The organism is Streptomyces sp. NPDC044106, assembly GCF_056433985.1.
Genome location: NZ_JBWKFZ010000003.1, coordinates 133,443 through 156,126, shown reverse-complemented (window position 1 = coordinate 156,126; position 22,684 = coordinate 133,443). Strand labels below are relative to the sequence as shown.

At 72.3% G+C, this 22,684-nt stretch carries 19 protein-coding genes and 1 riboswitch; of the genes, 16 read left to right on the top strand and 3 right to left on the bottom strand.

The window, feature by feature from the left end; genetic code table 11:
• Window positions 1-50: 50 nt before the first annotated feature.
• The 3 genes from AC07DI_RS05875 to AC07DI_RS05865 all read right to left on the bottom strand — a co-directional run bounded on the left by AC07DI_RS05875 (window position 51) and on the right by AC07DI_RS05865 (window position 2,629).
• On the bottom strand, window positions 51-1,502 hold the full coding sequence (locus tag AC07DI_RS05875; RefSeq protein ID WP_478902454.1) for a DUF2079 domain-containing protein: 1,452 nt from the start codon (window positions 1,500-1,502) through the stop codon (window positions 51-53).
• 244 nt (window positions 1,503-1,746) lie between these two features.
• Window positions 1,747-2,133, bottom strand: coding sequence for a hypothetical protein (locus AC07DI_RS05870; protein WP_478902452.1), 387 nt, complete (start codon window positions 2,131-2,133; stop codon window positions 1,747-1,749).
• Window positions 2,126-2,629, bottom strand: a complete 504-nt coding sequence (locus AC07DI_RS05865) for a SigE family RNA polymerase sigma factor (RefSeq protein WP_384255472.1) — start codon at window positions 2,627-2,629, stop codon at window positions 2,126-2,128. The genes AC07DI_RS05870 and AC07DI_RS05865 overlap by 8 nt, the downstream gene beginning before the upstream one ends.
• Before the next feature lie 336 nt (window positions 2,630-2,965).
• Here AC07DI_RS05865 and mfd point away from each other — a divergent pair, with 336 nt between their 5' ends.
• The 16 genes from mfd (at window position 2,966) to AC07DI_RS05785 (ending at window position 22,683) form a co-directional block, all read left to right on the top strand.
• A complete protein-coding gene (gene mfd / locus AC07DI_RS05860) occupies window positions 2,966-6,496 on the top strand; it encodes a transcription-repair coupling factor (RefSeq protein WP_478902450.1) in 3,531 nt (1,176 codons plus the stop codon).
• A gap of 78 nt (window positions 6,497-6,574) precedes the next feature.
• Entirely contained in the window at window positions 6,575-7,285 is a 711-nt protein-coding gene (locus AC07DI_RS05855; RefSeq protein ID WP_478902448.1) for an MOSC domain-containing protein, read from the top strand.
• Window positions 7,282-8,022 (top strand): HNH endonuclease family protein, encoded by a 741-nt coding sequence (locus AC07DI_RS05850; RefSeq protein ID WP_478902446.1) that lies wholly within the window; start codon window positions 7,282-7,284, stop codon window positions 8,020-8,022. The genes AC07DI_RS05855 and AC07DI_RS05850 overlap by 4 nt, the downstream gene beginning before the upstream one ends.
• 256 nt (window positions 8,023-8,278) lie before the next feature.
• Complete coding sequence (locus AC07DI_RS05845) at window positions 8,279-9,022, top strand: N-acetyltransferase (RefSeq protein WP_384255482.1); 744 nt, start codon at window positions 8,279-8,281, stop codon at window positions 9,020-9,022.
• Between the two features lie 186 nt (window positions 9,023-9,208).
• Window positions 9,209-9,793 carry a hypothetical protein gene (locus tag AC07DI_RS05840; protein WP_478902445.1) on the top strand — a complete coding sequence of 195 codons (585 nt, stop codon included), beginning with the start codon at window positions 9,209-9,211 and terminating at the stop codon, window positions 9,791-9,793.
• 2 nt (window positions 9,794-9,795) lie between these two features.
• Entirely contained in the window at window positions 9,796-11,349 is a 1,554-nt protein-coding gene (locus tag AC07DI_RS05835; protein WP_478902444.1) for a serine/threonine-protein kinase, read from the top strand.
• Between the two features lie 152 nt (window positions 11,350-11,501).
• Window positions 11,502-12,167: a SurA N-terminal domain-containing protein gene (locus AC07DI_RS05830; RefSeq protein WP_478902442.1), complete on the top strand. Its 666-nt coding sequence runs from the start codon at window positions 11,502-11,504 to the stop codon at window positions 12,165-12,167.
• Window positions 12,168-12,225: 58 nt separating this feature from the next.
• Window positions 12,226-13,254, top strand: a complete 1,029-nt coding sequence (locus AC07DI_RS05825; protein ID WP_478902441.1) for a nucleoside triphosphate pyrophosphohydrolase — start codon at window positions 12,226-12,228, stop codon at window positions 13,252-13,254.
• A gap of 42 nt (window positions 13,255-13,296) precedes the next feature.
• Window positions 13,297-15,252: a sel1 repeat family protein gene (locus tag AC07DI_RS05820; protein WP_478902440.1), complete on the top strand. Its 1,956-nt coding sequence runs from the start codon at window positions 13,297-13,299 to the stop codon at window positions 15,250-15,252.
• Between the two features lie 16 nt (window positions 15,253-15,268).
• On the top strand, window positions 15,269-16,531 hold the full coding sequence (locus AC07DI_RS05815; RefSeq protein WP_384255497.1) for a cytochrome P450 family protein: 1,263 nt from the start codon (window positions 15,269-15,271) through the stop codon (window positions 16,529-16,531).
• A gap of 152 nt (window positions 16,532-16,683) precedes the next feature.
• The gene (locus tag AC07DI_RS05810; RefSeq protein WP_478902438.1) at window positions 16,684-17,763 is read left to right on the top strand and encodes a transglycosylase family protein; all 1,080 of its coding nucleotides are present in this window, start codon (window positions 16,684-16,686) and stop codon (window positions 17,761-17,763) included.
• Between the two features lie 194 nt (window positions 17,764-17,957).
• A riboswitch (cyclic di-AMP (ydaO/yuaA leader) is annotated at window positions 17,958-18,158 on the top strand.
• A 4-nt stretch (window positions 18,159-18,162) separates the two neighbouring features.
• Complete coding sequence (locus AC07DI_RS05805; RefSeq protein WP_384255502.1) at window positions 18,163-18,894, top strand: transglycosylase family protein; 732 nt, start codon at window positions 18,163-18,165, stop codon at window positions 18,892-18,894.
• Window positions 18,895-19,238: 344 nt separating this feature from the next.
• Complete coding sequence (gene eno / locus AC07DI_RS05800; RefSeq protein ID WP_384255504.1) at window positions 19,239-20,525, top strand: phosphopyruvate hydratase; 1,287 nt, start codon at window positions 19,239-19,241, stop codon at window positions 20,523-20,525.
• Between the two features lie 133 nt (window positions 20,526-20,658).
• Window positions 20,659-21,138: an FtsB family cell division protein gene (locus AC07DI_RS05795; protein ID WP_384255507.1), complete on the top strand. Its 480-nt coding sequence runs from the start codon at window positions 20,659-20,661 to the stop codon at window positions 21,136-21,138.
• Between the two features lie 37 nt (window positions 21,139-21,175).
• Window positions 21,176-21,715 carry a DUF501 domain-containing protein gene (locus AC07DI_RS05790; protein WP_384255509.1) on the top strand — a complete coding sequence of 180 codons (540 nt, stop codon included), beginning with the start codon at window positions 21,176-21,178 and terminating at the stop codon, window positions 21,713-21,715.
• Window positions 21,712-22,683, top strand: coding sequence for a Ppx/GppA phosphatase family protein (locus AC07DI_RS05785; protein ID WP_478902435.1), 972 nt, complete (start codon window positions 21,712-21,714; stop codon window positions 22,681-22,683). Before AC07DI_RS05790 ends, AC07DI_RS05785 begins: the two co-directional genes overlap by 4 nt.
• Window position 22,684 lies beyond the last annotated feature (1 nt).

Sequence of the window (22,684 nt, the reverse complement as noted above, 5' to 3'; positions counted from 1 at the left end):
CGCGAAGCGCCCGCCGGGGCCGGCTGCGGTCCGGGCCCCGTCGGTCGTCGTCACGCCCTGCGCAACAACACGTACCCATAGGCGGTGTCGTCCAGGGCGTAACGGGTGCCCGGGTGCAGCTTGTTCGCGTACCCGACCGGGTCCTTCGTCCAGCCGTCCCGCACGTCGAGCGCGACATAGTCGGGGACGACGGGGCGGGCAGCACCCGTCCAGAAGACCCGGGTCCGGGAGGTCAGCCTGCTGATCGGCCCGATGTTCGCCTCGACGGTGGCGCCGTCCGGGACGCGGTCGAGCATCCGCTCCACTGCGCTGACCTGCTTGCTCTTCTCATACGTCGCCGACTCGGTGAGGCCCGCGAGGGGCAGCGACGTGGTGAGGGCGAGCGCCGCGGCGGCGACGCAGGCAGGGAGCCGGTCCGCGTACCGGCGCAGCCACGGCTTCCCGCTGCGGCGCGCCGTGTGGGCGGCGTCGACGAGGGCGAGCAGGACGACGGGCATCAGGACGGCGCTGTAGTGCCAGTCGGTGCCCCAGTAGTGGTCGTCGGCGGAGACGAAGCGCCAGCCGAGGGTTGGGAGCGCGACCAGGAGCAGCGGCGAGCGCAGGGCGAGCAGACCGGTGGTGGGCAGGAGCAGCCAGAGCAGGGTGCGCAGCTTGGTGCCGAAGCCGTCGAACACGCCGGCGGCGCCGCCCGCGTCGCCGACCTTGTCCCAGTAGTCGTACGCGCCGACCGAGTTGAAGGCGGGAATGATCGTGGTCAGGGTGACGAGGGTGGCGACGGCGCCGAAGGCGGCGACACCGAGGGCGTAGGGCACGGTCTTCGGCTCGGTGCGGCGGCACCGGATCGCCACGACCGCGGCGATGGCCGCGAGGGTCACCCCCAGGTCCTCCTTGACGAGGACGAGGGGCAGCGCCCAGAGCAGGGCCGCCCGCCAGCGTCGCAGCAGCAGCGCCTCCAGGGAGAAGGCGATCAGCGGCACCGCGAAGCAGATCTCGTGGAAGTCGAAGTCGACGGCGCGCTGGATCCCCCACGACAGCCCGTACGCGACCCCGACGGCGAGCCCCTGCGCCCGCCCCAGGAGCCGGTTCGCGGCGCGGGTGACCGGCACGACGGAGACGGCGATGAGCAGCGCCTGCGCGACGAGCAGCGTCACCGGCGAGGGGAAGACCCGGTAGAAGGGCGCGAGGAGGGCGGTGACGGGGCTGAAGTGATCGCCGAGGATGTTCGCCCCCGGCCCCTTGAGATCGGCCACCGGAGCCCGCAGATGCGCGTACGCGCGCACGGCCTGCTCGAAGATCCCGAGGTCCCAGGAACGGTTCTCCAGCCGCCGGTACCGGTTGACGGACACGAGCGCGTACGCGACGAACAGCCCGGCGGCGAGCAGCAGGGGCGCACGCTCCCAAAGCCGCCGCCCGACGGTACGAAGAGCGGAGGCGGGACCGGTGACGGAGGATCCGGCCCGACCTCGCCCGGGTATGAGCGCGTCGGTCTGTGCTCCGGGCATGGGCTGGCTTTCTGGTGAGAGGGACAAGAGGGAGGGGCCGGGCGCTTCCAGGCCCTGGGGCGGGCATTTCAGCCCCTCCGGCGTTTGAGTAGCGGGGTCCGGGGTGGAGCCCCGTGGGGTGGTGGCGCGCGCGGAGGAGGTGGGCTGCGACGTGTGCCGCTCCGGCGGGCATTTCAGCCCCTCCGGCGTTTGAGGAGCGGGGTCCGGGGCGGAGCCCCGTGAGGCGGCGGCACGCACGGAGAACTCAGCCCCCCGAAACCGTCGCCGAAGGCGCGGACGTGGAAGGCGACGTCGACGGCGAGGAGCTCGGCGAGGAACTCGGCGTGGAAGGCGACGACGACCGCCCCGCGGACGCCCCCGGCGAGGACACGGAGGTCGTCGGCCGCACCGGCCCCGCAGGACCCACCGACTCACCCTCCTGGCCCAACTGTGACGCGACCGCCGCCGCCCCGCCGGAGACCAGGCACACCGCGACCGCCGCGCCCGCCGCGTACATCCGCCGCCTGCGCCGCACACCGCGCGCGGCGACCTGCCCGGCAGGCACCGGCGAGGCGGACCGGCCCCCCGATTCCGCGGCCCGCTTCAGCGCGACGGCGAGGCCGTCGTCGGCGGGGGACTGGGACTCAGTCACGGTGCTCCTCCGAGGTGGGCGCGTCGTCGAGATGCGGCGCGAGTGCCGCCCTGGCACGGGACAGGTGGGACTTCACGGTCCCGGCGGAGATCCCGGTCTCCGCGGCGACCTCCCGCACGGACAGGTCGCACACGTAGTGCAGGACGGCCACCCGGCGCTGCCGCTCGGACAGCCGGCGCAGCGCGGAGACCAGGGCGACGGTCCCGGGGTCGGGCTCGGGCGCGGCGCCCGCGCGCTCCCCGTGATGCCGCCGCCACGCCTCCGCGGCCCGCCCGCGCCGCCGCCACCGGCTGACGGCGAGCCGCCAGGCGACGGTCCTGATCCACGCCTCGGGCCCGGCGTCCCGCTCCAGGCGGGAGCGGCGGGCCCAGGCGCGCACGAAGGCCTCCTGGACGACGTCCTGCGCCTCGTGGAGGTCGCCCGTCATCAGATACACCTGCCCGACCAGCGATCTCACGGAGTGCGCGTAGAACGCCTCGAACTCCTCGTCGGTCAAGGGGGCTCCGGGTTGGTGGTCGTGAAGGCAAGGTCGGGGCTTCTCGAAGGCAGTACGCCTGGCACACCCGTCCGGTTTACACGACGGCGCGAGAAAATTGGGACGGACGGTTTCCGGACATTGTGCGGGAGGCCGCATGTGAGCCCGCCCGCCGGGCCCACGGGGCGCCCCGGCCGCGCCGGTCACCCCGGAGTCGTACGCTGGAGCCCCCCGGCCCGTGCGACGTGCCGGGCGGTTCGCGTTGCCCACCCACCCCGGTCAGCCCCACCACTCCGGTCATCCCCAATCCACCCCGGTCATCCCCACCTCTCCGGTTATCTGGACGGAAAGCCTTCAATGAGCCTGCACGGTCTGCTCGACGCCGTCGTCAAGGACTCGGCACTCGCCGAAGCGGCCAAGGCCGCGACCGACGGCCACCGCATGCACGTCGACCTGGTCGGCCCGCCCGCGGCCCGGCCCTTCGCGGTGGCCGCCCTCGCCCGCGAGTCCGGCCGCACCGTCCTCGCCGTGACGGCCACCGGCCGGGAGGCCGAGGACCTGGCCGCCGCGCTGCGCACGATCCTGCCGCCGGACGGCATCGCGGAGTACCCCTCGTGGGAGACGCTGCCGCACGAGCGCCTCTCGCCCCGCTCCGACACGGTCGGCCGCCGCCTCGCGGTGCTGCGCCGCCTCGCGCACCCGCGTCCGGACGACCCGGAGACCGGCCCGGTCTCGGTGATCGTCGCGCCGGTCCGCTCGGTGCTCCAGCCGCAGGTCAAGGGGTTGGGAGACCTGGAGCCCGTGGCGCTGCGGTCCGGGGAGACCGCTGACCTGAACGAGATCGTCGAGGCGCTGGCGGCAGCGGCGTACTCCCGGGTCGAGCTGGTCGAGAAGCGCGGCGAGTTCGCCGTACGCGGCGGGATCCTCGACGTCTTCCCGCCGACCGAGGAACACCCGCTGCGCGTGGAGTTCTGGGGCGACGACGTCGAGGAGATCCGGTACTTCAAGGTCGCCGACCAGCGCTCGCTCGAAGTCGCCGAGCACGGCCTGTGGGCGCCGCCCTGCCGTGAGCTGCTGCTCACCGACGAGGTGCGCGAGAGGGCCGCGGCCCTCGCCGGACTCCACCCGGAGCTGGGCGAGCTGCTCGGGAAGATCGCCGAGGGCATCGCGGTCGAGGGCATGGAGTCCCTCGCGCCGGTCCTCGTGGACGACATGGAGCTGCTGCTCGACGTCATGCCCGAGGGTTCCATGGCGGTGGTCTGCGATCCGGAGCGGGTGCGGACGCGCGCGGCCGACCTGGTGGCGACCTCGCAGGAGTTCCTCCAGGCCAGCTGGGCGGCGACGGCGGGCGGCGGGGAGGCCCCGATCGACGTGGGCGCGGCGTCCCTGTGGGGCATCGCGGACGTCAGGGAGCACGCGGCACGCCTCGGGATGATGTGGTGGTCGGTGAGCCCCTTCGCCGCCGACGAGGAGCTGTCGAAGGACACGCTGAAGCTGGGGATGCACGCCCCGGAGACGTACCGCGGCGACACGGCGAAGGCCCTCGCCGACACCAAGGGCTGGCTCGCCGACGGCTGGCGCACCGTCTACGTCACCGAGGGCCACGGCCCCGCCGCCCGCACCGTGGAGGTCCTCGGCAGTGAGGGCATCGCGGCCCGCCTCGACGGTGACCTCGGCGAGCTGACGCCGTCCCTCGTGCACGTCTCCTGCGGCTCGATCGACTACGGCTTCATCGACCCGGCGCTCAAGCTGGCCGTGCTCACCGAGACCGACCTGTCGGGCCAGAAGGCGGCGGGCAAGGACGGCCAGCGCATGCCGGCCCGCCGCCGCAAGACGATCGACCCGCTGACCCTGGAGTCCGGCGACTACATCGTCCACGAGCAGCACGGCGTCGGCCGCTACATCGAGATGGTGCAGCGCACGGTGCAGGGCGCGACGCGCGAGTACCTCGTCGTGGAGTACGCGCCCGCCAAGCGCGGCCAGCCCGGCGACCGCCTCTACATCCCCACCGACCAGCTGGAGCAGATCACCAAGTACGTGGGCGGCGAGGCCCCCACGCTGCACCGGCTCGGCGGCGCCGACTGGACGAAGACGAAGGCGCGCGCGAAGAAGGCGGTCAAGGAGATCGCCGCCGACCTCATCAAGCTCTACTCGGCCCGCATGGCGGCGCCAGGACACGCCTTCGCGCCGGACACCCCCTGGCAGCGCGAGCTGGAGGACGCCTTCCCGTACGTGGAGACGCCCGACCAGCTCACCACGATCGCCGAGGTCAAGGAGGACATGGAGAAGACGGTCCCGATGGACCGCCTGATCTGCGGCGACGTCGGCTACGGCAAGACGGAGATCGCGGTCCGCGCGGCGTTCAAGGCGGTGCAGGACGGCAAGCAGGTCGCGGTCCTTGTCCCCACGACCCTCCTCGTCCAGCAGCACTTCGGCACGTTCTCCGAGCGGTACTCGCAGTTCCCGGTCAGCGTGAAGGCGCTCAGCCGCTTCCAGACGGAGACGGAGTCCAAGGCGACGCTCGAAGGCCTGCGCGAGGGCTCCGTGGACATCGTCATCGGCACGCACCGCCTCTTCTCCTCCGAGACCAAGTTCAAGGACCTCGGCCTGGTCATCGTCGACGAGGAGCAGCGCTTCGGCGTCGAGCACAAGGAGCAGCTGAAGAAGCTCCGCGCCAACGTCGACGTCCTGACGATGTCCGCCACGCCCATCCCTCGTACGCTCGAAATGGCGGTCACCGGCATCCGCGAGATGTCGACGATCACCACGCCGCCCGAGGAGCGCCACCCGGTCCTGACCTTCGTCGGCCCGTACGAGGAGAAGCAGATCGGCGCGGCCGTCCGCCGCGAACTCCTGCGCGAGGGCCAGGTCTTCTACATCCACAACCGAGTCGAGTCCATCGACCGCGCGGCGGCCAGGCTCCGGGACATCGTCCCCGAGGCCCGCATCGCCACCGCCCACGGCCAGATGTCGGAGCAGGCCCTCGAACAGGTCGTCGTGGACTTCTGGGAGAAGAAGTTCGACGTGCTCGTCTCGACGACGATCGTCGAGTCGGGCATCGACATCTCCAACGCCAACACGCTGATCGTGGAGCGCGGCGACAACTTCGGCCTCTCCCAGCTCCACCAGCTGCGCGGCCGGGTGGGCCGAGGCCGCGAGCGAGGTTACGCGTACTTCCTGTACCCCCCCGAGAAGCCCCTGACAGAGACCGCCCACGAGCGCCTCGCCACCATCGCCCAGCACACGGAGATGGGCGCGGGCATGTACGTGGCGATGAAGGACCTGGAGATCCGCGGCGCGGGCAACCTCCTCGGCGGCGAGCAGTCGGGGCACATCGCGGGCGTCGGATTCGACCTCTACGTCCGCATGGTCGGCGAGGCGGTCGCCGACTACCGCGCGTCCCTTGAGGGCGGCGTGGAGGAGGAGCCGCCGCTGGAGGTCAAGATCGAGCTCCCGGTCGACGCCCACGTCCCGCACGACTACGCCCCCGGCGAGCGCCTGCGCCTCCAGGCCTACCGCGCCATCGCCTCCGCCAACACGGAGGAGGACATCAAGGCGGTACGCGAGGAACTCACCGACCGCTACGGCAAGCTGCCGGAGCCGGTGGAGAACCTCCTCCTGGTCGCGGGCCTGCGCATGCTCGCCCGCGCCTGCGAGGTCGGCGAGATCGTCCTCCAGGGCAACAACATCCGCTTCGCCCCGGTGGAACTGCGCGAATCGCAGGAGCTCAGGCTGAAGCGGCTCTACCCGGGAACGGTCATCAAGGCGACGGCACACCAGATCCTGGTCCCGCGCCCGAAAACCGCGAAGGTGGGCGGCAAGCCGCTGGTCGGCCGCGAACTGCTCGGCTGGGTCGGGGAGTTCCTGACGTCGATCCTGGGGTCGTAGGGTCCGGGGCCGGCAAGGCCCTGTGGCCGGGACGTTACCGTTGGCCGCGAGAGTATGCCCAGGGGAGGGGAGAGCACCGTGACGCTCAAGGTCGTCGGTCTGCGCCGGTTTCCGGTGAAGTCGTTGCTCGGCGAGGAGCACGAGCGGCTCGACTTCGGCCCGCGCGGCGCCGTCGGCGACCGGCGGTGGGCCCTGCGCCACGCCGACGGCAAGCTGAGCAGCGGAAAGAACAACGCGCGCTTCCGCCGTACGCCCGGTCTGCTGGAGCACTACGCCACGTACGGCGAGGACGGCCTGCCCGTGATCACCGCGCCGGACGGTGCCACGCTGCGCCCCGGCGATCCGCGGATACCCGAGCGCTTCGGCGCCGGTGTCGAACTGGTCGAGGAGGGCGCGGAGAGCCACAAGGACGCCTCCGCCGTCTCCATCGTCGGCACCGCCTCGCTCCGCGCCCTCGGCGACCTGCTCGGCGACGCCGACCCCGTCGACGTACGGCGGCTGCGCAAGAACATCGTCGTGGAGACCGACGAACCCTGGATCGAGGAGGACTGGATCGGCCGGGAGATCGTCCTCGGAGGCGGCGGCAGCCGGGGGACGGCGGCCCTGACGCTGCGGGGCCTCAAGCGCGTCAAACGCTGCGTCATGGTCACCCAGGCCCAGCCCGGCCTCCCCGTGGACAACCGCGTCCTCAAGACCCTCACCGCCGCCCGCGGCATGTGCATCGGAATCCACACGGACCTGGTGACGCCCGCGCCGCTCGCCCTCGGAGACACGGTGGTGATCCGATGAACTGCCTGAACCGCCTGAACCGGCGCACCGCATCGGCCCTGATCGCGCTGCTCGCCGTCCCGGCCCTGCTCACCGGCTGCGAGAGCGGCGACGACAAGGCACAGGGAGGAGCCCCGGGGGCCGACGCCAAGGCGGGCTCCGCGCTCGCCGCCGTCGACACGCTCACCGTCAAGGGTCGCGCGCCGAAGACCGGTTACGAGCGGTCCAGGTTCGGCACGGCCTGGGCGGACACCGACTCCAACCGCTGCCCGACCCGGGACGACATCCTCAAGCGCGACCTGAAGGACGTCAGGTACCAAGGCGGCGCGTGCCGGGTGGCGTCGGGGAAGCTCGCGCCCGACCCGTACACCGGCAGGGACGTAACGTTCCGGCGCGGTCGCAGCCAGGTCGACATCGACCACCTCGTGGCCCTCTCGGACGCCTGGCAGAAGGGCGCCTTCCAGTGGGCCCCGGCCAAGCGCATCGCCTTCGCCAACGACCCGCTCAACCTCCTCGCCGTCGACGCGGCGACCAACCGCGGCAAGAGCGACGGCGACACCGCGACCTGGCTGCCGCCGAACAAGGCGTACCGCTGCGTCTATGTCGCCGGACAGGTAGCGGTGAAGAAGAAGTACGGGGTGTGGGTAACGGCCGCGGAACGGACCGCCATGAAGAAGGTCCTGTCCACCTGCCCCACCCAAAACCTCCCCACAGGCCCAGCCCCAACAACCGCCCCAAGCCGCTTCCACGCCCACTAGCCGACACCCCCGAGGGGCCCGAAGGGCCCTCAAGGGGCGCGGGGAACCGCGCGCCCAGCCACAACGAGCCCGCAGAAGACAAGAAGCCCGATGCCCCCGCAAGGGGCGCGGGGAACTGCGCGCCCAGCCACACCAAACCCGCAGAAAACAACGACTGGACGCCCCCAAAAGGGGCGCGAGGAACTGCGCGACCAGCCCAAACGGCCCCGCAGAAATCAAATTCCGCCCATCCCGCGGAACGCGTACCGTGCTGAACATGCCCCTGAAGATCACCCCCCTCTCCGAGCGCCCCGACCTCAAGGAGCCGCTCTGGGCCATGCCCCAGGACTGGCCGCCGTTCATCCAGCACGACCCCGTCGGCTGGTCGCTGATCGGCCGGATCACCGCGGACTTCCCGGAGTACGTCCTGGTCGCCACCGACGACGAGGGCAAGGTCGTGGCCCGCGGCTTCAGCGTCCCGCTCGCCCTGCGCGCCCGCACCGGCGGCGAACTGCCCGACGGCGGCTGGGACCAGGTGCTGCTGTGGGCCTTCTCCGACCTGCGGCACGGCAAGGAGGCGGACACGGTCAGCGCCATCGAGATCACCGTCGACCCCGCCGAGCAGGGCAAGGGGATATCGGGCCGGATGCTCGCCGCGATGCGGGACAACGCCCGCGCCCGCGGCTTCGGCGAGGTCGTCGCGCCCGTACGCCCCAACGCCAAGCACCGCGAACCGGCCGCGCTGATCGACGAGTACGCGTACCGCACCCGCGAGGACGGCCTCCCCCGCGACCCGTGGCTGCGGGTGCACGTGCGGGCGGGCGGCGTCATCGACAAGATCGCGCACGCCTCCATGACGGTGTCGGGATCGACCGCGCAGTGGCGCGAGTGGACCGGGCTGCCCTTCGACGAGGAGGGCCCGGTCGAGGTGCCGGGCGCACTGGTGCCGGTCCACTGCGACCCGGCGCGCGGCTACGCCGTGTACGTCGAGCCGAACGTCTGGATACGGCACGCCTGCTGAGGGGACGGCGGGACTCCTGCGCCACGAAAGTGACGGAAGGGTTCACTCCCGTGGCGGCGGCGACCGGGGGCGGCGGTGACCAGGTGACCAGTACGGCAACGGTTCGGTACAACCCGGGACCGGTACCCGGCGCGGGCCTATACGCTCGAATCCGCATTCGTCCGTCTTGAGGTACCAGGAGCAGCCATGCACGGCCCCGGCTATGCGTCACCGCACCAGCCGCCGCCCCCTCCCGGCGGCTCCGGCGGCACGCAGGTGACGTGGCGCGTGGTGTTCGTGGCGCTCGCGGTGATGACGTGCGGGATGCTCGGCTGGGCGCCGATGCTGCGGCTCGCGTTCGTGACGCGCAAGGCGCACGACTGGCTGCTCTTCACCGTCGTGACGGCGCTCGACATCACGGCCCTTGTGCTGATCGGCATGGACCCGGGCGAGGAGGAGTTCCAGGAGCCGGGCAGCGCGGGCATGATCGTCCTGCTGTGTACGATGACGGCCGCCGTCGCCTACTACCTCTTCGCGGACATCCGCCACTTCGGCCGCCTCTCCGCAAACCGGCAGCCGCGGTTCACCGGCTACATACCGCCGCAACCCCAGGCACACGCCCAGGCCCACGCCCAGCTCCAGACCCGGCCGGAGCACGGTTACGGCTACCCGCAGCAGCCCACCCCGCCCCCGCCGCCGCCCGCGCGTCCCGCCCCCGCCCGCATCAACCAGGTCCGCGCCGAACTCGACGAGCTCAGCGACTACCTGCGCAAGCAGGAAGGCGGCAGCTGACCGTGTCACCGGGTACGCCGCCGGGGACGGCGGCGGGCCGCGTCGTCGCCGGGCGCTACGAACTCTCCACGCTCATCGGCCAGGGCGGCATGGGCCAGGTCTGGACGGCGTACGACCAGCGCCTGGACCGCCGCGTCGCCGTGAAGCTACTCCGCCCCGACCGCGTCGCGGGCGCCGAGGCCGAGGAGCTGCGCCGCCGCTTCGCGCGCGAGTGCCGCGTCACCGCGCAGGTCGACCACCCCGGCCTGGTCACCGTGTACGACGCGGGCAGCGAGGGCGACGACCTCTACCTCGTCATGCAGTACGTCGACGGCGCGGACCTCGGCGACCACCTCGCCGGACACGCCCCCTACCCGTGGCAGTGGGCCGTCGCCGTCGCCGCCCAACTCTGCGCCGTGCTCTGCGCGGTGCACGCCGTGCCCATCGTCCACCGCGACCTCAAGCCGCGGAACGTCATGGTCAAGCAGGACGGCACCCTCACCGTCCTGGACCTCGGCATCGCCTCGGTCATGGACACCGACACCACCCGCCTCACCCACACCGGCTCGCCCATCGGCAGCCCCGCCTACATGGCCCCCGAGCAGGCCATGGGCGGCGCGGTCGGCCCGTACACCGACCTGTACGCACTCGGCGTACTCCTGCACGAACTGCTCAGCGGCGACGTGCCGTTCTCCGGATTCACCGCGCTCGGCGTGCTCCACCGCCACCTCTACGAGCCGCCGCTGCCGGTCCGCCGGCTGCGCCCCGAGGTGCCACAGGCCCTGGAGGCGCTCGTCCTGCGGCTGCTCGCCAAGGACCCGGAGCACCGCCACTCCAGCGCCCAGGAGGTGTACGAGGAGCTGGTGCCGCTGCTGCCCGCCCGCGGCGTCCCCTCGGGCCGCCCGCTCGACCCCACCCGCCCCTTCCTCCGCCCGCACGCACCGTGGCCGGACCGCGCGGCGACGCCCGCGCCCGCCCCCGGCATGCCGCCGCGCCCGCCGGACGCGCCGCCGCGCCAGGACCTCGCCCAGGCCGTCGAGGACGTCAAGCGGCTCCTCGGCGAGGGCCGCATCACGCAGGCCGTCGACATCCTCGGCGCGATCCTCCCGGACGCCGCCGCCCGGCACGGCGAGCACTCACCCGTCGTCCGCACCCTGCGCAAGCAGTACGCCGCCACGCTCATGGACGACGGCCAGTACCGCCGCGCCCTGCCCGAGCTGCGGCGCCTGGCCGACGAGCGGACCGCCGAGTCCGGCCGTGCCGACCCGCAGGCGCTCCAGTTCCGCCACGACGCCGCGCACTGCCTGGAGCAGCTCGGCGAACCGGTGGCGGCCCTCGCCGAGTACCGCGCCCTGCTCCCCTACTACGAGAACCAGTACGCGACCGAGGACCGCCGCCACTCCCTGGAGATCCGCCGCCGCATCGGCCACCTGCTCCTCGCCCTCGGCGACCGGGCCGCCGCGCACGACACCCTGAACCGGCTGCTGTACGACGCCGAGATGCTGCAAGGACCCGGGCACCCGTTCCCCGCGGAGATCCGGCGCACGCTGCAGTGGCTCGGACAGGTGCGCGGGTAAGCCCCTCCAGTGCGGCGGAGGGTGCCCCAACTCCCGGGAAATCGTTGGTCGAATAGATGTCGAATGGCTGGCCGGGACGACGGCCACTGCCTAACATCGATCACCGCAAGACTTTGTGCACCGCCGCACAATCTCTCCCTGGGAGGCCCTCCTTGCACCGCCGTCGTCGCACAGCGCTCGTCCTCTCCGCCGCCGCGATCGCCGCGGCCCCCCTCCTGACCGCCTGCGGCAGCGACGCGCACCCAGGCGCCGCCGCCGTCGTCGGCGGGGACCGCATCACGGTCGCGCAGCTGGAGGGCCGGGTGAACGAGGTGCGCGAGGCCCAGCGTGCCGCCGTCCCCGACGACGCGCAGTACTCGCAGGCCATCGCCAAGTCCGGCGGCCTCACCCGCAGCACGCTGCACACCATGGTCCTGGACAAGGTCCTGCACCGCGCGGCCACCGACGCCGGGGTGAGCGTCACGCGCCGCGACATCCAGACGATGCGGGCCGGGCTCGAACAGCAGGCCGGTGGCCGCAAGGCCCTGGAGCGCGGCTGGCTGCAGCAGTACAGCGTCGCCCCGGACCACCTGGAGGACAGTCTGCGCACGGAGATCGAGGCGCAGAAGCTCGCGCGGAAGCTGGGCGCGGACATGAACTCGCCCCAGGGCCAGGCGGTCTTCTGGAAGGCACTCTCCAGCGCCTCCAAGAAGCTCGACATCGACCTGAACCCGCGCTACGGCACGTGGGACGTCGACAAGAACAAGCGCGCGGACACGAAGACGCCCTGGCTGCGCGAGGTCACCGACGCGGGGACGGCGCAGGGCGGGCGAGCGTAGCAGGCGGTGGGGGAGCGGGGGCCGGGGCGGTGTCGGCGGGCTGGGTTACGTTCGACGGGTGAACGAGACCGAGACCACGCCCCCGGCCGACGCGCCCGACGCCCCCGGCACCCCTGACACCGCCGTCGGCCGCGTCATCCTGCTGACCACCAGCCACCGTGTCGCGCCCGGACTCCTGTCCTGGCCCGCCTGGCAGGCGCTGCACGGCGCGGACGAGGTGCTGTGCGCCGACGCGGACCACCCCCAGCTGCCGTACCTGCGCGAGGCCGGTGTGCGCGTCGAGCAGGCGGCGCCCGGTGCGCAGGAGCTGGTGGACGCCTGCGCAGGCGGTCGCACGGTCCTGGTCGTCGCCGCCGACGACGGCGAGTCCGCGCTGACGGACGGCCTGGCCCGGCTCGCGGGCTCGGGCCGCGTCGCCATGCCGGACCTGGAGCTCCTCCCCGCCTCGTACGACCTGCCGGGCGCCCGCCTGCTCGACCTCGTCCAGGTGATGGACCGGATCCGCGAGGAGTGCCCCTGGACCTCGCAGCAGACCCACAAGGGCCTGGCGAAGTACGCGCTGGAGGAGGCGTACGAGCTGGTCGAGGCGATCGAGGAGGGCGACAGGGAGGAACTGCGCGAGGAGCTCGGAGACGTGCTGCTCCAGGTCGTCTTCCACGCGCGGATCGCCGAGGAGGGCTCCGGCGAGCCGGGTGAGGAGCCGTTCTCCATCGACGACGTGGCGGCAGGCATCGTCGAGAAGCTCATCCACCGCCACCCGCACGTCTTCGGCGACGACTCGGCGCAGACCCCCGAGGACGTCAAGGCGCACTGGCTGCGCACGAAGGCGCAGGAGAAGCGGCGCACCTCGGTCACCGAGGGCATCCCGCTCGGCCAGCCCGGCCTGGCCCTGGCCGCGAAGCTGGCATCGCGCGTACGCACGGCGGGACTTGAGGTCGACGTGCCCACCGGGGACGGCGTCGGATACGAGCTGCTCGCCCTGGCCCTGCGGGCCGAGTCCGAGGGCGTCGACCCGGAGACCGCCCTCCGCGCTGCCGCACGCGCCTACCGGGACGCGGTGCGGGCGGCGGAGGGGGCGGGCGCTTAGTACGGTTGCCCCCTCAAGCGGTACGAGGGCGTGGGGGCTTGTGTGGCAGCGGAGTTGGAGGTACTGGCCGCCGAGGCGGCCGACGTCCTCGTGGCGGCGATGCAGGGGGACGAGGACCGCTGGGAGACGACCCGGGACGCGTTCGTGATGTTCTTCCGGCACTCGCGTGTCGTGGGGGCCGACACCGACCTCGACGTCGACAGGATGCGCGCGACGAGGCAGACCGTGGACCCGGCACGGCTGCGGGCGGCCTGGGCCGGGGTCGTGCTCCATTGCCTGCGGACCGGCGGGCGGGTGCGGGAGGGCCGCCTGCGGCTAGTCATGGCCTCCCTGGACCTCGACTCCGGCCGTGCCCTGCCCCCGGCGGCCGGCGCCGAGCCCGGCACGGCCGACGCCACCGGGCACTTCGAGATCGACTACGCGCCCCCCGCCTGGTACACCCGGGCCACGAGCGCGGAGGACTCCGACGCACCGGCCGAACCCGCCGCGCGGAACTCCGTCACCGGCGGCGCGCAGAGCGCCGTCGTGCAGGCCGGCTCCATCCAGTCCCTCACCGTCAACGCGCCGCCCGCCCCGCCCACGCCCCCGCACACCGCCCCCGCCGACAGCTGGCCCCGCGTCGACCAGCTGCGCCGCCTGGGCCTCGGCGTGCGCCCCACCCGCCGCTTCACCTGGGTGAAGGCCCTGCCTCCCTACGTCGCACGGGACTGCGACGCGGAGCTGTCCGTCCTTCTGCGGCAGGCCGCGCACCACGGCGGCCTCGTCATCGTCACGGGCGCGCCCCTGTCCGGAAAGACCTCCACGGCGTGGGCGGCCCTGCGGGCGAGCGTGCCGGAGGACTCCCGGGTCTTCGTCGCGGGCGGCGGAACGGACCTGCGCGACCTGCCCGACCAGCTCCGGGGCCGCGACGCCACGGGCACCCACATCGTGTGGCTCGACGACCTCGACGGCCACCTCGCGGAGCCCGGCACCCCCGGTGTCCTCGCCCAGCTCACCCACGACCGCGTCCTGGTCCTGGCGACGATGCGGGACGAGGCGTACGACAGACATCGCTTCGGACAGCATCCGGGCGCCCGCGTGCTGAGCGTCGCGCAGACGGTCGAGGTCGCCGCCGAGTGGAGCGAGGCGGAGCTGGCGCGGCTCGCGACGGTCGACGACCCGCGCTTCACGGACGCCGTCCGGTGGCGCGGGGACCTGGGCATCACGGAGTTCCTCGCACTCGGCCCCGACCTGTGGGAGGAGTGGCGCAGGGCGCGGCGCGCGGGCGGGCGGCTGCTCGGACACCTCCTGGTGCGCGCCGCGATCGACCTCGCGCGGTGCGGGCTCACCCGGGGCGTCACGCCCAAGCTGCTGAGGCAGATCAGGCAGGAGTACGAGCCGGTGGCGGCCGACACGGCCGGGGAACCCTTCGAGGAAGCGCTCGCCTGGGCCACCGCGCCCCGGCACGGCGTGACCGGCCTGCTCGTACCGGGGGAGTGGCCCGGCACCTGGCGGGCGTACGGCTCGCTGGTCGCGGACGCGGCCCGCTCGGACCCGGCGGTGCCGGACCGCGTGTGGACCCGCGCGTACGAGGAGCTGGAGCCGCACGACCCGGCCGAGCTGGAGGGCCTGGTGGCCGCCTTCCGCGCGGCCCTGACGCCCCGCGCCGAGGGCGGGGACGCCCACGTCATGACGTGGCTCGGCCAGCTGGCCCAGGACGAGGGGGAGACGGAGAGCGCCGAGCACTGGTTCCGGGAGGCCGCGGACCGCGGGAACCCCCGCGCCGCCGCCGCGCTGGGCCACCTCCTCGCCACCCGCGTGGCCTACCCCGAGGCCGTCCCCTACCTCACGGCCGCCGCCGACGCGGGTGAGCCGGGGGCGGCGGCGCTCCTCGGCCAGGTCCACCAGCACCTGGCCGTCCACTACTTCCGCATCGCCGCGGCCGACGGCGACGAGGCGGCGGCCCACCGCCTCAAGGGCCTGCTGCGCCCGACCGGACGGGAACCGGATCCGCCCTAGGGATACCGTCGACCGCATGCACGACCAGCCGCCCCCGCAGCCCGAACTCTTCACCTGGGAGTTCGCCACCGACCCCTACCCGGCGTACGCCTGGCTGCGCGAGAACTCTCCCGTGCACCGCACCACGCTCCCCAGCGGGGTCGAGGCGTGGCTCGTCACCCGGTACGCGGACGCGCGCGACGCCCTCGCCGACCAGCGGCTCAGCAAGAATCCGGCGCATCACGACGAGCCCGCGCACGCCAAGGGCAAGACCGGCATCCCCGGTGAGCGCAAGGCCGAGCTGATGACGCATCTGCTCAACATCGACCCGCCGGACCACACCCGGCTGCGCCGGCTCGTCGCGAAGGCGTTCACGCCGCGCCGCGTGGCCGAGTTCGCGCCCCGCGTGCAGGAGCTGACGGACCGGCTCATCGACTCGATCGTCGCCGAGCACGGTGCGGGGCGGGGCGGCACCGACCTCATCCACGAGTTCGCCTTCCCCCTCCCCATCTACGCCATCTGCGACCTGCTCGGCGTCCCCCGCGAGGACCAGGACGACTTCCGCGACTGGGCGGGCATGATGATCCGCCACGGCGGCGGGCCCCGGGGCGGCGTGGCCCGCTCGGTGAAGAAGATGCGCGGCTACCTCGCCGAGCTCATCCACAGGAAGCGCCTCGACCCGGGCGACGACCTCATCTCCGGCCTCATCAAGGCCTCCGACCACGGCGAGCACCTCACCGAGAACGAGGCCGCCGCCATGGCCTTCATCCTTCTCTTCGCCGGCTTCGAGACCACCGTCAACCTCATCGGCAACGGCCTGTACGCGCTCCTCACCCACCCCGAACAGCGCGAGCGGCTGCAGCGGGCGCTGGCGGATGGCGACACCGGGCTCCTAGAGACCGGTGTCGAGGAACTGCTCCGCTTCGACGGGCCCGTGGAGCTCGCCACCTGGCGGTTCGCGACCGAGGCGCTCACCATCGGCGGCGAGGACATCGCCGCGGGCGACCCCGTCCTCGTGGTGCTCGCCGCCGCGGACCGCGACCCGGCCCGCTTCGACCGGCCCGACACCCTCGACCTTTCGCGCAGTGATAACCAACACCTCGGATACGGGCACGGAATCCACTACTGCCTCGGCGCCCCGCTGGCCCGCCTGGAGGGCAGGACCGCCCTCGCGACGCTGCTCAGACGCCTTCCCGACCTGCAACTCGCGGTGGAACCCGCCGATTTGCGGTGGCGTGGCGGGCTCATCATGCGGGGACTGCGCACGCTGCCGGTGGAGTTCACAGACGCACAGCGGTGACGGCCCGGCTGACGGGCCGTCACGACTGTGATGTTCACGTGATCTCCGCTGCATCGACTTGTGACAAGCGTTCGACTGCGGCTACGTTCACGACGACTTGGGCGCCCCCGGGCGCCCCAGCCGTTCGCTGCAGTCTCCTGAAAGGCAACCGCATGCTCTCCGGTCAAGGTCGTCACCGACGCCCCCGCCAGGCCCCGGCTCTCATCGTCGCGGCAGGCGTCACCGGATCAGCCATCGCCATCCCGCTGCTCGCCGCCACCAGCGCGAGCGCCGCCTCCACCGACACGTGGGACAAGCTCGCCCAGTGCGAGAGCGGCGGCGCGTGGAGCGCGAACCCCGGCAACGGCTATTACGGAGGACTCCAGCTCTCCCAGGAGACCTGGGAGAGCCACGGCGGCCTCGCCTACGCGCCCAGCGCCGACCAGGCCTCCAAGTCCCAGCAGATAGCCGTCGCCGAGAACGTCCTCGACGCGAAGGGCACCGCCGCCTGGCCGAGCTGTGCCCCGATCGCCGGACTCACCGACGGCGGCGCCGCGGCCGACGTCGACCCGGGCGCCCCCATCGAGCAGGAGCCGTCCGGCTCGTCGGACTCCTCGGACTCCAAGGCTCCCAAGGATTCGGCGGACGCCAAGGGGTCCAAGGACTCCGAGAAGAAGGACGAACGGTCCGACGAGCCCTCGGACCCGGCGGGTTCGGCGGACGCGGCGGATTCGGACGACCCCTCCGACGACGCGAGCGACACGCCCGGGACCGACGCCGACGCGCGAGAGAAGAATCACGACGAGTCCGGCGAAAAGGATGGCAAGGGCGGTAAGTCCGGTACGGACGCCGATCCCGGCAAGGGCGGGGCGGACGAGGAGGACGGCGAGGGCGGCCCGGACGGCTCGGGCAAGTCCGGCGGCGAGGGCGGCACTTCGCCCGGCTCCGAGGGCGCGACGGCCCCCTCGGAGGGCTCCGACGGCTCCTCCGGTCGCCACCGCGGCGACCGCGCGGACGAGAGCGAGAGCGCCGGCGGCCGTCCCGGACGGCACGCCTCGCGCGGCGAGGAGCGCACCGGCGCGGTCGCCGACGGGACGTACACGGTGCGTTCGGGGGACAACCTCTCGCGCATCGCGGACGACCTCGACGTGAAGGGCGGCTGGCACGAGCTCTACACCGAGAACAAGAAGACCGTCGGCACCGACCCGGACCTCATTCTTCCCGGTCAGAGCCTCGATCTGGGCGAAAAGTAACGGTAGTTGACGAAGAGTCGGCCGGGGCCTTCGCGTCATATGCCCGGTTTGGCGTAAGTGAGACATGGGTCTCAGAAGCCGTGATCGTCTTTGAAATTGTGTGGAAGACGTGATTACCGTCGTCACCGCTCGCCACTGGTGAGCCCCGCCGGTCGGTACGCCGAATCCTGCCAACGGCCGGACGGGAACAGTCGTCGCTTCGAGCGCCGTGGGCAGGAGCGGGGGAACCAAGGTTTGCGCCGGTTCCGTCCGTCGAGCGGCTGAGCAGCCATCAGGCTGCGCCGCGGGACGGACGGGAACGGCTAGGGGTGAAGTCGCGCTCAAGGAGGGCGACCGGGCAACCACATCGGCCCGAACCCGACAGCTCACCTCGCAGGCGTCGGTGTAGGGGATCAACTCATGCTGCTTTCCGGCAAGGGCAAGCACCGTCGCCCGTCCAAGGCCACCCGTGTCGCCACGCTCGTCGGCGTGACCGGCGCCGCTGTCGCCGCCCCGCTGATGGCGGCCGGTTCGGCCAACGCCGCCACCGGCCAGGAGTGGGACGCCGTCGCCCAGTGCGAGTCCGGCGGTAACTGGTCCATCAACACCGGCAACGGTTACCAGGGTGGTCTGCAGTTCTCGCCCTCCACCTGGGCCGCGTACGGCGGTACGAAGTACGCGCCGACCGCCGACAAGGCCTCCAAGGCCCAGCAGATCGAAATCGCCGAGAAGGTCCTCGCGAGCCAGGGCAAGGGCGCCTGGCCGTCCTGCGGCGTCGGCCTCTCGGGCGCCTCGCCCAGCAGCGGCGGCGGCTCGCAGACGCAGGCCCCGCAGCAGCAGCGCCAGCAGAAGCCGCAGCCGCAGACGCAGCAGCAGGCTGCGCCCAAGCAGCAGGCGGCTCCGCAGCAGCAGGCCGCTCCGAAGCCGCAGCCCGCGCCGCAGACCGAGTCCAAGAAGACCGTCGAGACCCCGACCGGCAAGACGGTCAAGAAGGGTGACGGCGAGTACAAGGTCAAGACGGGCGACACCCTGTCCAAGATCGCCGAGTCGCACCACGTCAAGGGCGGCTGGCAGAAGGTCTACAAGCTGAACGGCGACATCATCAGCGACGCCGACTTCATCTACCCGGGCCAGCAGCTGCACCTCAGCTAGTCGCTGCGGCCCCACCCGGCCGTGCTTCGGCGGACGCACGGCCGCCCCCGTCCCCACGGGCTCCCCGCCCCGGTGCGCGTATCCCCCGTACGCACCGGGGCGGGGCCATGTCCGCCGCCGGAAACGTCCCCGGACGCGTCGCGACCGACGACTCCGTGTTCGCCGCGTGTTCGCTACTAGCGAGTAGAAACGTGGTCCTCCGTCCTGATTCCCGGGGATTTGGCCTCTTGTCCGTCCCACGGGACGGGCGGTCGGCTGGCTGAAGGCCCGGAGCCGGTTAGGCTCAGGAGACGCAGGGCCGAAGCGGCTCGCGTAAACGCGTCACATCCCAGAAGGAGATGCTCGTGCCGTCCATCGACGTCGTCGTAGCCCGGGAAATCCTGGACTCCCGAGGCAACCCCACGGTCGAGGTCGAGGTCGGCCTCGACGACGGCAGCACCGGTCGTGCCGCCGTCCCGTCCGGTGCCTCCACCGGTGCCTTCGAGGCCATCGAACTCCGTGACGGTGACCCCAACCGTTACCAGGGCAAGGGCGTCGAGAAGGCCGTCCTCGCCGTCATCGAGCAGATCGGCCCGGAGCTGGTCGGCTACGACGCCACCGAGCAGCGCCTGATCGACCAGGCCATGTTCGACCTGGACGCCACCGACAACAAGGGCTCGCTCGGCGCCAACGCCATCCTCGGCGTCTCGCTCGCCGTCGCGCACGCCGCCTCCGAGGCCAGCGACCTGCCGCTGTTCCGCTACCTCGGCGGCCCGAACGCGCACCTGCTGCCCGTCCCGATGATGAACATCCTGAACGGCGGGTCGCACGCCGACTCGAACGTCGACATCCAGGAGTTCATGATCGCGCCGATCGGCGCCGAGTCGTTCTCCGAGGCCCTGCGCTGGGGCACCGAGGTCTACCACACCCTCAAGAAGGTGCTGAAGGAGAAGGGCCTCTCCACCGGCCTCGGCGACGAGGGCGGCTTCGCCCCGAACCTCGACTCCAACCGCGCCGCGCTCGACCTCATCCTCGAGGCCATCAAGCAGGCCGGTTACGTCCCCGGTGAGCAGGTCGCGCTCGCCCTCGACGTCGCCGCGTCCGAGTTCTACAAGGACGGCTCCTACGAGTTCGAGGGCAAGTCCCGCTCGGCCGCCGAGATGACCGAGTACTACGCGGAGCTCGTCGCCTCCTACCCGCTGGTCTCCATCGAGGACCCGCTGTTCGAGGACGACTGGGCCGGCTGGAACACCATCACCGAGCAGCTCGGCGACAAGGTGCAGCTCGTCGGCGACGACCTGTTCGTCACCAACCCCGAGCGTCTGGCCCGCGGCATCGAGGAGAACTCGGCCAACGCCCTGCTCGTCAAGGTCAACCAGATCGGCTCGCTGACCGAGACCCTGGACGCCGTCGAGATGGCCCAGCGCAGCGGCTTCAAGTGCATGATGTCGCACCGCTCCGGCGAGACCGAGGACGTCACCATCGCCGACCTGGCCGTCGCCACCAACTGCGGCCAGATCAAGACCGGCGCCCCGGCCCGCTCCGAGCGCGTCGCCAAGTACAACCAGCTCCTGCGCATCGAGGAGATCCTCGACGACGCCGCGGTCTACGCCGGACGCAGCGCGTTCCCGCGCTTCCGCTCCGCGGAGTAGCAGGCCCCGCGCAGCCGAAGCATGGCCCGAGCAGCTCTCGTAGCCACGTAGTTACGTACGTCCCCGCACCCGGTCCCGTACCGTGTGCGGGGACGTACGTACGTATAGGCGCTGCTTCTGGGGAGACCGCACCATGGCCAAGGCCGGGACCAAGGACCGGTTCTCCACCGCGACCCGGCTCCGGCTGCTCGGGGAGCAGACCGCCGAGCGCGTCTACCGTTCCCAGACCAAGCGCCAGGCCCGCCGCTCCCGGCTCACCGGCCGCGCCGCCCTCCTCGCGCTCGTGCTCTGCTCGCTGGTCGTCGCGCTCGCGTACCCGATGCGGCAGTACGTCTCGCAGCGCGCCGAGATCGACGATCTGCGCCGGCAGCAGGCCGAGCACCAGGCGGACGTCGAGAAGCTGCGCGACGAGAAGGCCCGCTGGCAGGACGACGCGTACGCGGAGCAGCGCATCCGGGACCGCCTGCACTACGTGATGCCCGGCGAGACCGGTTTCACGGTGATCGACCCCGCGGCGGCGAAGAGCCGGCGCGCGGACCAGGGGGCGGCAGCGCGGCCCTGGTACTCGAACGTCTGGGACGGCGTCGACAAGGCCGACCGCCCCGACGACTGACCCCCGCGACTGACCCACGGACTATCGAAAGACAGGCATGGAAACGCCCCCGCCGACCACCGAACGCACCGAGCCGACCGACGCCGACGTCGAGGCCTTCAAGCAGCAGCTCGGCCGCCCGCCGCGCGGCCTGCGGGCCATCGCGCACCGCTGCCCCTGCGGGCAGCCGGACGTCGTCGAGACGGCGCCGCGCCTCCCGGACGGCACGCCGTTCCCGACGACGTACTACCTGACGTGCCCGCGGGCGGCTTCCGCGATCGGCACGCTGGAGGCCAACGGCGTGATGAAGGAGATGTCGGAGCGGCTCACGACGGACCCGGAGCTGGCCGCCGCGTACCGCGCCGCGCACGAGGACTACATCGCCCGCCGCGACGCCATCGAGGTCCTTGAGGGCTTCCCGAGCGCGGGCGGCATGCCGGACCGCGTGAAGTGCCTGCACGTCCTGGTCGGCCACTCGCTGGCCGCGGGCCCCGGCGTGAACCCGCTGGGCGACGAGGCCATCGCGATGCTGCCCGAGTGGTGGGCGAAGGGCCCGTGCGTGACGCCGTGCGTGGCCCCCGAGGAGGAGACCGCATGACCAGGGTCGCCGCCATCGACTGCGGCACGAACTCGATCCGTCTGCTGGTGGCGGACGCCGACCCGGCCACCGGTGAGCTGGTCGACCTCGACCGCCGGATGCAGATCGTGCGCCTCGGCCAGGACGTGGACAGGACCGGCCGCCTCGCCCCCGAGGCGCTGGAGCGCACCTTCGCGGCCTGCCGCGAGTACGCCGCCGTCATCAAGGAGCACGGCGCCGAACGCGTCCGCTTCGTCGCCACCTCCGCGTCGCGCGACGCCGAGAACCGCGACGAGTTCGTCCAGGGCGTCCTGGACATCCTTGGCGTCGAGCCCGAGGTGATCAGCGGCGATGAGGAGGCGGAGTTCTCCTTCACCGGCGCGACCAAGGAGCTGACGGGCCGTGACGACCTCGCCACGCCCTACCTGGTGGTGGACATCGGCGGCGGCTCCACGGAGTTCGTGGTCGGCACCGACTCCGTCCTGGCGGCCCGCTCGGTCGACGTCGGCTGCGTCCGGATGACCGAGCGCCACCTCGTACGCGACGGCGCCGTCACCGACCCGCCGGCCCCCGAGCAACTCGACGCGATCCGCGCCGATATCGAGGCGGCACTCGACCTCGCCGAGAGCACGGTCCCCCTCAAGGAGGCCCGCACGCTGGTGGGCCTGGCGGGCTCGGTGACGACCGTGGCCGCGATCGCGCTGGGCCTCGACACGTACGACTCGCAGGCGATCCACCACTCCCGCATCCCCTACGACCAGGTCAAGCAGATCGTGCACCGCCTGACCCACGCCACGCACGACGAGCGCGCCGCTATCCCGGTGATGCACGCGGGCCGCGTCGACGTCATCGCCGCGGGCTCCCTCGTCCTGCTCGCGATCATGGACAGGGTGGGCGCGCGGGAGGTCGTGGTCAGCGAGCACGACATTCTCGACGGCATTGCTTACAAAGTGGCAGAAGAGGTCGAGGAAGGTAATAAAGGCCTCTGAC

Coding starts and splice junctions, on each gene's coding strand:
- AC07DI_RS05815 (WP_384255497.1), top strand. CDS start 15,269: ATGCACGACCAGCCGCCCCCGCAGCCCGAACTCTTCACCTGGGAGTTC.
- AC07DI_RS05875 (WP_478902454.1), bottom strand. CDS start 1,502: ATGCCCGGAGCACAGACCGACGCGCTCATACCCGGGCGAGGTCGGGCC.
- AC07DI_RS05795 (WP_384255507.1), top strand. CDS start 20,659: ATGGCCAAGGCCGGGACCAAGGACCGGTTCTCCACCGCGACCCGGCTC.
- AC07DI_RS05845 (WP_384255482.1), top strand. CDS start 8,279: ATGCCCCTGAAGATCACCCCCCTCTCCGAGCGCCCCGACCTCAAGGAG.
- AC07DI_RS05810 (WP_478902438.1), top strand. CDS start 16,684: ATGCTCTCCGGTCAAGGTCGTCACCGACGCCCCCGCCAGGCCCCGGCT.
- AC07DI_RS05840 (WP_478902445.1), top strand. CDS start 9,209: ATGCACGGCCCCGGCTATGCGTCACCGCACCAGCCGCCGCCCCCTCCC.
- AC07DI_RS05850 (WP_478902446.1), top strand. CDS start 7,282: ATGAACTGCCTGAACCGCCTGAACCGGCGCACCGCATCGGCCCTGATC.
- mfd (WP_478902450.1), top strand. CDS start 2,966: ATGAGCCTGCACGGTCTGCTCGACGCCGTCGTCAAGGACTCGGCACTC.
- AC07DI_RS05805 (WP_384255502.1), top strand. CDS start 18,163: ATGCTGCTTTCCGGCAAGGGCAAGCACCGTCGCCCGTCCAAGGCCACC.
- AC07DI_RS05785 (WP_478902435.1), top strand. CDS start 21,712: ATGACCAGGGTCGCCGCCATCGACTGCGGCACGAACTCGATCCGTCTG.
- AC07DI_RS05790 (WP_384255509.1), top strand. CDS start 21,176: ATGGAAACGCCCCCGCCGACCACCGAACGCACCGAGCCGACCGACGCC.